Source organism: Mesorhizobium sp. M7A.F.Ca.US.014.04.1.1, from assembly GCF_003998745.1.
Lineage (GTDB): Bacteria > Pseudomonadota > Alphaproteobacteria > Rhizobiales > Rhizobiaceae > Mesorhizobium > Mesorhizobium ciceri.
In genome coordinates this window covers 1-9,791 of sequence record NZ_RZRW01000191.1, presented here as the reverse complement: position 1 = coordinate 9,791, position 9,791 = coordinate 1, and the positions used below count along the sequence as shown (strand labels likewise).

Below are 9,791 nucleotides of genomic sequence, written 5' to 3'. Positions count from 1 at the left end.
CCGGTGTGTCGCACGTGCTCAACAACCCGCTGGCCGTGGTTGTGGCGCAATCGACGCTGCTGCACGAATTCGCCTCCGATCCGCAAACCAAGGTGCGCGCCGAAAAGGTCCGCGCGGCCGCCGAGCGCTGCGGCCGCATCGTCAAGAGCTTCCTGTCGATGGTCCGCCTCCATCCCGCGGCACAAGCCGAGACCGACCTCAACCAGGTGATCCGGGCGGCACTTGAAGTGACCGCCTATGGCGCGCGCTCAAGCGGCATCATCATCGACACCGATTTCGCCGCAGGCCCGCTGCTGGCCATGGCCGACGCCGACCATGTGACGCAGGTGGCGGCCAATTTCCTCATCAACAGCCAGCACGCTTTGGCTGGCATTGCCGGCGACCGGCTGATCAAGGTGCGGACGTTCCGCAGCGACCGGGATCATCCCTGCTTCTCGGTCGAGGACAATGGGCCCGGCGTGCCGGAAGCGATCCGCGGCCGCATCTTCGAATCCTATTTCACCACCAAGCCGGTCGGCGTCGGCACCGGCATCGGCCTGTCGATCTCGAAATCGATCATCGAGCGGCACAATGGCAATGTCTGGTTCGAGGAAGTGCTCCCGAGAGGCGCGCGTTTCGTCGTCCAGCTGCCGGCCATCGTGGCCGGCCTCGCCACCGCCGGCGACAACCAGCCGCGATCGAGCGGCCTGCGCCATGCCTTGATCATCGACGACGAGCCGGATGTCGCCGGGTCACTCTCCGACATCCTCGAACTGATGGGCATCAAGTCGCGGATCGTGCCGGTCTGGGAATCGGCCGCCGCCACCTTGAGCGGCCACATGCCGCCGGACATCGTTTTTTCGGACCTGCGCATGCCCGGCGTCAGCGGCATATCGATCTATCGTGAGCTGCTCGCCGAAAAGCCCGATTTGGCGCGGCGTTTCGTGCTGGTCACCGGAGACCTGATCGGTGCCAAAGCCGAAATCGAAGCCTTGCCGGCGCACCAGCGACCGCAGATTCTGGAAAAGCCGTTCAGCACGCTGGATGTGCGCAGCGTGCTCTCCGCCATCGCCGAACAGGCGGCCTTGAAAGGATAAAAAAAGAGGCTCCCGGGGGCGGGAGCCAAAAGGAGCGCACTGGAGGGCGCTCGGGGAGGTCAGAGCATGATCCACAAAACGGGAACGGTTTTCGGGACCATGCTTCGACGGAAATCAGAAAATATTCGGCGTGCCGGTCAACGGCGCGGCATTGGCGATCATGCGGATCGCCCGGCTTTTGTGTGTTCCGGACTGTTCGGCGATGGCGCGCAGGCAATCCATGCTCTCGGCACCCCAGGCCTGGCCCTTGCAGGCGAAGTCGGTCAACGGCACCGGCAGACGCGCGGTCCTGGTCGTCGTCTGCGCGCCGTCGATGAGATTGGCCGGCGGATTCAACGAAGCGAAGGCCGGCCCGATTGTCGGCGTGAACGCCATGCCGACGAAGGCGCAAGCAGCCAGCACCATGAACATCGCCATGGGGTGGTCGCTGGCCCGCTGGCGCAGCGCCAGTTTCGGACGGCGGTCATTGCGCTCTGGAGCCTGAAGGCGGCTCTCGCCGCGGATCGTCTGGATTTTTGCATGCATTACCTTCCCCTTCGCTGAGTTTCTTTTGGCGGTGAAATGAACTTATCCGCGCTTTGTAACGGTGATGGGGTGGCGAAGGATTGGCACTGTAACGAATTCGAAACAGCATTTCGGGCGAAGTCGGGCAAAATCGGGCATGGCTTCGACGGCGCCGAGGCTCGAGGCGCAACTTGACCGATCTTACCGAACAGTCTTTCGAAAAGATCAGGCTCAGCCCGGAGCTTGAAGCTCGGCAATGATCTTGTGCGCGGCGATGCGCCCGGCAATGATGGCGCCCTCGACATACCCCGGAAACGATGGCGAGAGTTCTGAAGAGGCGAGATACACCGGCGGTGCGCCGGCAAGGATCGTTCGCTCGGCGTCTGTCGCTGTAACATCGACAATAAGATCGCTGTACGCGCCGCCGCTCCAGCGATCTCCTGTCCAGTCACGCAAACTGAAATCGATGACGTCACCGGCATCCGGACCAAGGGCTGCCTCCAGCCGGCCGGTCACCTCCGCACGCAGTTCCGCCTCGCCGAGGTCGCGCCAACGCAGCGCGAGCGAGCCGCCGGCGAACACGACGAGCGCCGCATGCTCCGCATCCTTGCCGGCGTCGCAGGCAAACAGCCCCGGCGGCTCGAGCCACATCACCATGCCGCTCAAATCCCGCGCCCGCCAAAACGGTTTGGCATAGCGCACCAGGATCTTGATAGCCGCGCCGCTTTCCCAGGCGCCGAGTGCCCGCCCCAGTCCGGCCGGCAAAGCGGGGGCAAAGGCGAGCTCCGTCACCTTCGCCGGCGGGACGGCAACCAGAACCGTGCGCGCCTCGACGGCACCCCCGGCCGAAACGACAAGAACACCTGGCGAACTGTGCTCGATGCGCGTGACCGGCTCGCTTAGCCGCAACCGATCGCCAAGGTCGCGGGCCAGATCGTCGGCCAGCGAATGCATGGTTTCGCGCACAGAATATTGCAGTTCCGTCACCTCGTTGGTGACCCGCCGGTCATTGTCGATCAAATACCAGAGAGGAATCTGGTCCAGCGCCATGCACCAGAGACCTTCGATCATCGAACGGAAAGCCATCCTTGCATCGGCCGAATCGTGCTGGCAGGCAAGCCAGTCGGCGACGGTCAGTCCGGCAATCGAGGCATCGTCCGGATCGATCCCGTTCATGCGCTCGCGGATCGCCATCGCGGCATGATAGGTCCGCTCAGCTCGTTGTGCGGACATCGTCGGCTGGGTGATGAAGTCGCCATCGACATAGGTTTCAACCAGCGTCTTGCCGCGCGCCTCGACCATGGCCATCAATTCCGGCATGTCCTCGCACAGGAACTGGCCACCACCATCGATGCGTTCGCCAAGTCCGTTCAATCGGGACTCGACGCGTCCGCCGACGCGGTCGCGTGCTTCGAGCAGGATGAAATCGATGCCGGCCTTCTTCATCTCAAGCGCCGCCGACAGGCCGGTGAAACCCGCACCGACGATGACGACATCGGCTCGCTCGAATTCGCCGCCCTCATCCGTGAAGGTCTTCAGCATTGCCGGCTATCCACCCAATCGTATCCGGCTTCCACCGACGAACTATGTCCTTGTCGACATATGCCGGCGGGCCGAACACACCATGCCGCAGGCTGTCTCTAACCTATCGTTTTCTCGAGCATATTGAGCCAGTTGCGATAGGCGATTTTTTCGATCAGCGCGCGGCCGAAACCGCGTGCCGCCAATGCATCGATCAGCTTCGGCAGGCCGGCGACATCGCCGATGACGGCCGGGATCATGGCGCCGTCGAAATCGGAGCCAAGACCAACGCCATCCTCACCCAGCGCCTGCAGCAGCGAATCGATATGGCGCACCATGATATCGAGGCTGGTGTCGGCATTCATGCGACCGTCCTCGCGCAGGAAGCCGGTTGCGAAGTTCAGCCCGACCATGCCGCCGGTTTCGCGGATCGCGCCGAGCTGCCAGTCGGTCAAGTTACGCGAATGGCCGCAGATCGCGTGCACGTTGGAATGGGTCGCCACCAGCGGCGCATCGCTGAGTGCGGCGACATCGCGAAAGCCCTTCTCGTTGAGATGCGACAGGTCGATCATGATCTTCAACTGGTTGCAGGCCTTGACCAGCGCCTTGCCGGCATCGGTCAGGCCAGGGCCGGTGTCGGGCGAAGACGGGAAGCGGAACGGCACGCCGTGGCCAAAGGCGTTCGGACGGCTCCAGACGATGCCGAGCGAGCGCAGGCCGGCTTCATGCAGCACGTCGAGCATGGTGAGCTCGGGATCGATCGCCTCGACCCCTTCGATGTGGAACACCGCGGCGATCGACCCTTGCGCCATGGCATTGCGCACATCGCCGGCGCTGCGGCAGACGGTGAGCGCTCCGGCCCGTTCCAGCCTGAACAGGATCGAGGCCATCGCGATGGTCGAGGTCAGCGCCTCATTGCGGGGAACCTCGGGCGGCAGCGGTTCGGCGGCGCCCGGCGCCAGGGGCACGGCGCCGCGCCTGGATTTCTCGACAGGCGGCGGAAAGATGGCGAACATGCCCCCGGCGAAGCCGCCGGCTTTCGCGCGTGGCAGGTCGATATGGCCGCCCGATTTCCCCTCGATGAACAGTTTTTCGACGTCCGTGTCTTTCGACTGATGGAGCCTGAGCAACGTATCGTTGTGGCCGTCGAAGACGGGAACGAGATCGGTTTCGGTCATTGGGGGATCATTCGGTTCGTTTGTCGGCGCGGCTAAGATATATCCTATCTACTTAGGCAGGATGCGCCACCCGCGCAAATGCCAAAGCCGCCCCGGTGGGATGGCAGCCGCTTGCCGCGCCGTTTCCAAGCAACGAATCCCTACCGCTTCAGCACGTCGGCCCATTCCTGATGGCGGCGGAACTGAGCGTTGGCGAACGGGCAGAGCGGGATGATCTTCTTGCCCGCCGCACGCGCATCCTCGACGGCGCGGGTGACAAGCCGAAGCCCGGCACCCTGGCCGCGAAAGACGTCCGGCACTTCGGTGTGGTCGATGATGATCTGGTGCTCACCGATCTTGGTGAAAGTCATCTCGGCCTCGGCGCCATCGGGTCCACGCAGGACGTAGCGGCCCTTGGAACCGCGATCCTCAAGTTCGATCTCAGGCAGTTGGTCAGGCATTGCTATGCTCCTTGGGCAGTATCGGCAAAGAACCGCCGTGCCGCCTCGATCTCGTTTGGCCGCACCTCGTGCCCGCCATCGTGCCATTCCACTGTGACATCGGCGCCGTCGGCACGCAAATAGGCCTCGAGCCGCGTGGTCAGGTTCGGTGGGCAGATCGGATCGCGCTTGCCGGCGGTCACCAGGATATGGCGGCCGGCGAGGCTGCCCTTGACCTCAGGTTCGAACGGGATCAGCGGATGCATCAGCACCGACGCGTCGAACAGCGCTGGAACCGCGAACACCACCGAGGCTAGGACATTGGCGCCGTTGGAATAGCCGAGACCCAGCACGGCCGATGGCTTCGCTGCTTCAACATGGGCCTTGACGAAGCCCGCCATCTTGGTCGTCGCCCGCGCCAGGTCGTCCATATCGTAGATGCCCTCGGCGGCGCGGCGAAAGAAGCGCGCGGCACCTTGTTCCGACACATCACCGCGCGGCGAGACGATGGTTGCCTGGGGCGCGAGATCGCGCCCCAGCGACAGAAGCTGATTCTCATCGCCTCCCGTGCCATGGAAGACGAACAGCAATGGACCGCCCGGCGAACCGGGCAGCACCTTGTGGATGTAAGCGTCCTTGCTCATGGTCTCAGCCTTCCAACTTCTGCAGATGCTGCTCGAGATAGGGCCGCAGGTGCTGGTGCTGCGTCGGCAGCTTCAGCGCCTCGCCCAGATGAGCGGTATCCTCGTCGCGATCGAATCCCGGCTCGTTGGTGGCGACTTCGAACAGCACGCCACCCGGTGTGCGGAAATAGATCGCCCAGAAGTAGTCGCGGTCGATCACCGGCGTCACCCCATAGCCGGTGTCCATCAACGCCTTGCGTACTTCCAGCTGCCTGGCGCGGTTCTCGACCGCGAAGGCGACGTGATGGACGGAGCCGGCGCCGAGATCGGCGAAGGCCGTGCTCGGCAGCGATTCGATGTCGATGACATCGGCGCCATTGCCGTTCTTCACCGCCAGCCGCCTGAGATTGCCGGACTTGTCGACTTCCTCATAGCCCATGAACTTCAGCAGCTCTTCCGTGGCGCCGCCATCCTTCAGCCTGAGCGACACGGAATGAAAGCCTCGGATCGCCTCATCCGTGGGAACGCCGCCTTTCGCCCAGGGTGCTCTGCTGTCGCTCTTGCACTCGACCAGCGCGAAGCCGTCACCATCCGGTCCGGCAAAAGCCAGGCGCTTCTCACCGAAGGTTTCTTCGCGCGAGAGGCCGGTGACGCCCTCATCGGCAAAGCGTTTTTCCCAATAGCCAAGCGTGCCTTCCGGCACCGAGTAGACGGTGGTTCCGACTTCCCCGACCCCATGCCGGCCCTTGCCGATGTCGGGGAAGGGGAAATAGGTCATCACCGAACCCGGCGTACCGGCCTCGTCACCGTAGTAAAGATGGTAAACATCGGGCGCGTCGAAATTGACGGTCTTCTTGACCCGGCGCTGACCGAGTTTCCTGGTGAAGAAATCGTTGTTCTGGCGGGCATCCCTGGCCATCGACGTGACGTGATGCAGGCCCTTGATCTGGTCGAGCATTGTCTTGCTCCTTCCCTTGGTACATGTGCGGCCCTCGCCGCTGTCCACGCCAATATGAGGACCAGGGCAGTTTCCGCAAAGGCGGCAAACACAGAATAGACTGTGTCATAAAAGTGAACGATGGAACAAGGTTCGTTCACCAATTGGCTCGCAGGTCAGACTTGCGCCATGGCCAGAATTCGGTTCCATAAACGGCGTTCGACATCCGGGACAAAGGTATCGTGAGTGACTGGAAAAGCCAGGCGGCCTAACATTCTCCTGATCACATGCGACCAGTGGCGCGGCGATTGTCTGTCCGCCGCCGGTCATCCGATCGTGCGAACGCCGAATGCCGACGCTTTGGCCGCGGAGGGCGTGCTGTTCAAGCGGCATTATGGCGGCGCGGCGCCCTGCTCGCCCGCTCGCGCCTGCCTCTATACCGGCCTCTACCAGATGAACAACCGCGTCTGCCGCAATGGCACGCCGCTCGACGCTCGCCACGGCAACATTGCGCTTTCGGCTCGCGCCCTGGGCTATGATCCGACGCTGTTCGGCTACACCGATGTGTCGCTCGATCCGCGCCTGCTGGCGCCAGGCGATCCGCGGCTGCAAAGCTATGAAGGCGTGCTGCCGGGCTTTACGGTGCGCCAGTTGCTGCCCGAGCATCAGAAGCAATGGCTATCCTGGCTGGAACTACAAGGTGTCGACGCCAGCGCCGGATCTCCCGACATCCATCGCCCGGTGGCCGACGGCGCGGTCGGAACCACCGTCGACAACGCGCCGCCCGTCTACTCCGGGCAGCAAACCCCGGCGGCCTTCCTGACCGGCGAATTCGCGCGTTGGCTTGGCGAACAGGAGCACGCCGCGCCGTGGTTCGCGCATCTTTCCTTCATCAGCCCGCACCCGCCCTTCATAGTGCCGGAGCCCTACAACACAATGTACGATCCGGCTGACGGCCCGGCCTTTCGGCGCGCGGCAAGTTGGCAGGAGGAGGCGGAAAACCATCCCTATCTAGCCTATGATCTCGGCCGGCAGAAACAGATGAAATTCCGCCCCGACGCCAGCGGCAAGGTGCACGACTGGAGCGAAGACGATTTTCGCGTCCTCCGCGCGATCTATTACGGCATGATTTCCGAGGTCGACGCCCAGCTCGGCCGCATCTGGCAAGCGGTCAAGGCGGCCGGCGCGTGGGACGACACCATCGTCGTGCTGACCTCGGACCATGCCGAGATGATGGGCGACCATTTCATGCTGGGCAAGGGAGGCTATTTCGACGGCAGCTACCACATTCCGCTGATCATCCGCGATCCGCGCCACGGCAAGGCGGCCGGCGGCAAGGTCGACAGCTTCACCGAAGCGGTCGACATTTTGCCGACGTTTCTCGACCTGCTCGGCGAAGAGCCCGCGCCGCATCTCGACGGCAGGTCGCTGAAGCCGTTCCTGAGCGGAGAGGCCCCGGCGGCGTGGCGCGATGCCGCGCATTGGGAGTTCGATTTCCGCTCGGTTGCCGCGGGCGAGGCCGAACGCCATTTCGGCATCGCCTCACGCCAATGCAATCTCGCCGTAATCCGCACGGAACATTTCAAATATGTGCATTTCGGCGGCAACCTGCCGCCGCTGCTGTTCGATCTGGAAAACGATCCGGACGAATTGGACAACCTCGCGGCCGACCCCAGCCATCTCGCCGTGCGGCTGGAATTCGCCGAACGACTGCTCGCCTGGCGGGCCGAACATCTCGATCAATCGCTGGCACTGGCCGAATTGACCGAGAACGGCCTCGTCGGCCATGCCGCTGGCCTGCCTCCACGCCACACATGAACACAGGCCCGCATCGTTGCCGGCGCGGGCCTGTATCCGACTGGGTGGAAACTACCTGACGATCATGCGCTGCTGATCGCGCTTCTCGGCATAGCTGCCCTTGTCATAGGCGGTTTGTGCCTCGAGCTGTTCCTTGGTGAAGGTCGTGTACAGGTATTTGTTGCCCGCCTTGTCGGTCATGAATTTGAGATTATCCATGCCGACCGCGACTTCCTTCTCGCCAATGCCGAGGAAGCCACCGACATCGACGATCACCGCATCGGCCTTCTTGTCGGGCGCAAGCACGACATCGCCGATCTCGCCGACCTTGGCGTCGTTGGCGCCATAGACAGTCGTGCCCTTGAGGTCATCGGCGCGAATCTCACCAACCGGCATCTCGGTCAGCGTCGACTTGTCGATGGCTGCGGTCTTTGTCTGGTCCGGAGCCGAGGCATCGGGGGTCGTGGGCGCCGGAGCCTGTGCCGTCTTGTCGGACGGAGCGACGGCAGGGGCTGCGGCGGGCGCGACTGCTGCCGGCGCATTCGAAGCCGTCGTTGCCGGCGCAGGGTCATAGGCCTTGCGGTTGAAATCCGGCTGCGCCTGCAATTCTTCCTTGGTGGTCTGGGCGACCAGCCAGCGGTCGCCATTCTTCTCGGCCCACTGCGCCTTCGAGAAGTCATAGGTGACGTTCTTGGCGCCAAGGCCTAGGAAACCGCCGACGCCGATGACCAAGTACTGCGCCTTGCCATCCTTGGTCAGCACAATGTCGTTGACGTCGCCGATGTTCTGGGCGTCATCGCCGGTGCCGTTATAGACGTTTTCCCCGATGATGTTGGTGGCGAGATTGCCGTCGGCGCGCTTGACTGGTTCTGCCGAAGCGGCGTTCATGTCGACAGGCTTTTGCGCTGTGTCCGTCGTCGCGGGTGCTGCCGGCGCTGTTGCGTCGGTCGATGCCGCAGGTGCTGGGGTCGGGCTGTAAGGCTTTTTATCGAATTCTGCCTGCGCCGTCAGTTCGTCCTTGGTCGTCTGGGCCACCAACCAGCGGTCGCCATTCTTTTCGGCCCACTGCAGCTTGCCGTAATCGAAAGCAACGCTTTTGGCGCCGACACCCAGAAAACCGCCGACGTCGATGACAACGGATTTCGCCTGCCCATCCTTGTCGAACACGACGTCGCTGACCTTGCCGATGTTTTCGGCATCGTCGCCGGTGCCGTTGTAGACGGACTCACCGATGATGTTGGTGACGATGCTGCCCTCTGCGCGTGCCACAGGAGCGGCGGCGGGCTCCTGGACGGCGGGCGTGGCAGGCGCCGTATTTGTTGCGTTCTGCGCATAGGCGCCGGTCGCGACAAAGGTTGCGAGCGCCGTCGTGGCTAAAAGATTGCGGATCATGGTAGTCTCTCCTCGTGCCTGATCTCATGCGCCGCGTCTCCTTGGGGAACGCGGCATCTGCAGGTTCACAACGTCGTGACCGGGTCAGTTGTTCCGACAAAGCGCTGCGGTCCGGGAACGAAACCACGGAAATTATTGAGCCGCTGGGGTAGTCACCCCGTGGCAAGAGGAACCTTTCTGTCGACGCCGCGTTTCAGCCGTTGGCTGGGTATATCCCGGCCGCCATTTGGCTGACCTGGTGGAGCGGGGCATGAGATTTGCAGCGGTGCTGAACCGGGACGGCGGCACTTTTCGCACCACCGACCTCGCCGCTTTCTCCGACAGGATGCATCAGACGCTGGAAA

The 9,791-nt window shown here is 63.2% G+C and carries 9 protein-coding genes; 2 read left to right on the top strand and 7 right to left on the bottom strand.

The window, feature by feature from the left end; translation table 11 throughout:
* Nucleotides 1-1,076 (top strand): hybrid sensor histidine kinase/response regulator (locus EOA22_RS14895; protein ID WP_127390054.1); only part of this gene is annotated, 1,076 nt, incomplete at its 5' end.
* 114 nt (nucleotides 1,077-1,190) lie between these two features.
* Here the strand turns inward: EOA22_RS14895 and EOA22_RS14890 are convergent.
* The 6 genes from EOA22_RS14890 to EOA22_RS14865 form a co-directional block, all read right to left on the bottom strand.
* Nucleotides 1,191-1,601, bottom strand: a complete 411-nt coding sequence (locus tag EOA22_RS14890) for a hypothetical protein (RefSeq protein WP_013529299.1) — start codon at nucleotides 1,599-1,601, stop codon at nucleotides 1,191-1,193.
* Nucleotides 1,602-1,811: 210 nt separating this feature from the next.
* The gene (locus EOA22_RS14885; RefSeq protein ID WP_063169138.1) at nucleotides 1,812-3,122 is read right to left on the bottom strand and encodes a flavin monoamine oxidase family protein; all 1,311 of its coding nucleotides are present in this window, start codon (nucleotides 3,120-3,122) and stop codon (nucleotides 1,812-1,814) included.
* Nucleotides 3,123-3,220: 98 nt separating this feature from the next.
* Nucleotides 3,221-4,279, bottom strand: a complete 1,059-nt coding sequence (locus tag EOA22_RS14880) for a dipeptidase (protein WP_013529297.1) — start codon at nucleotides 4,277-4,279, stop codon at nucleotides 3,221-3,223.
* Between the two features lie 140 nt (nucleotides 4,280-4,419).
* Nucleotides 4,420-4,719 (bottom strand): GNAT family N-acetyltransferase, encoded by a 300-nt coding sequence (locus tag EOA22_RS14875; protein ID WP_013529296.1) that lies wholly within the window; start codon nucleotides 4,717-4,719, stop codon nucleotides 4,420-4,422.
* 2 nt (nucleotides 4,720-4,721) lie between these two features.
* Nucleotides 4,722-5,342: an alpha/beta hydrolase gene (locus EOA22_RS14870; RefSeq protein WP_027163149.1), complete on the bottom strand. Its 621-nt coding sequence runs from the start codon at nucleotides 5,340-5,342 to the stop codon at nucleotides 4,722-4,724.
* 4 nt (nucleotides 5,343-5,346) lie between these two features.
* Nucleotides 5,347-6,279 carry a VOC family protein gene (locus EOA22_RS14865; RefSeq protein WP_024503019.1) on the bottom strand — a complete coding sequence of 311 codons (933 nt, stop codon included), beginning with the start codon at nucleotides 6,277-6,279 and terminating at the stop codon, nucleotides 5,347-5,349.
* A 225-nt stretch (nucleotides 6,280-6,504) separates the two neighbouring features.
* Between EOA22_RS14865 and EOA22_RS14860 the strand changes: the two genes are divergently transcribed.
* On the top strand, nucleotides 6,505-8,076 hold the full coding sequence (locus tag EOA22_RS14860) for an alkaline phosphatase family protein (RefSeq protein ID WP_063169139.1): 1,572 nt from the start codon (nucleotides 6,505-6,507) through the stop codon (nucleotides 8,074-8,076).
* Nucleotides 8,077-8,127: 51 nt separating this feature from the next.
* Here the strand turns inward: EOA22_RS14860 and EOA22_RS14855 are convergent, their stop codons facing one another.
* Nucleotides 8,128-9,447: a PRC-barrel domain-containing protein gene (locus tag EOA22_RS14855; protein WP_063169140.1), complete on the bottom strand. Its 1,320-nt coding sequence runs from the start codon at nucleotides 9,445-9,447 to the stop codon at nucleotides 8,128-8,130.
* Nucleotides 9,448-9,791: the final 344 nt, after the last annotated feature.

Coding starts and splice junctions, on each gene's coding strand:
- EOA22_RS14870 (WP_027163149.1), bottom strand. CDS start 5,342: ATGAGCAAGGACGCTTACATCCACAAGGTGCTGCCCGGTTCGCCGGGC.
- EOA22_RS14880 (WP_013529297.1), bottom strand. CDS start 4,279: ATGACCGAAACCGATCTCGTTCCCGTCTTCGACGGCCACAACGATACG.
- EOA22_RS14885 (WP_063169138.1), bottom strand. CDS start 3,122: ATGCTGAAGACCTTCACGGATGAGGGCGGCGAATTCGAGCGAGCCGAT.
- EOA22_RS14890 (WP_013529299.1), bottom strand. CDS start 1,601: ATGCATGCAAAAATCCAGACGATCCGCGGCGAGAGCCGCCTTCAGGCT.
- EOA22_RS14855 (WP_063169140.1), bottom strand. CDS start 9,447: ATGATCCGCAATCTTTTAGCCACGACGGCGCTCGCAACCTTTGTCGCG.
- EOA22_RS14865 (WP_024503019.1), bottom strand. CDS start 6,279: ATGCTCGACCAGATCAAGGGCCTGCATCACGTCACGTCGATGGCCAGG.
- EOA22_RS14875 (WP_013529296.1), bottom strand. CDS start 4,719: ATGCCTGACCAACTGCCTGAGATCGAACTTGAGGATCGCGGTTCCAAG.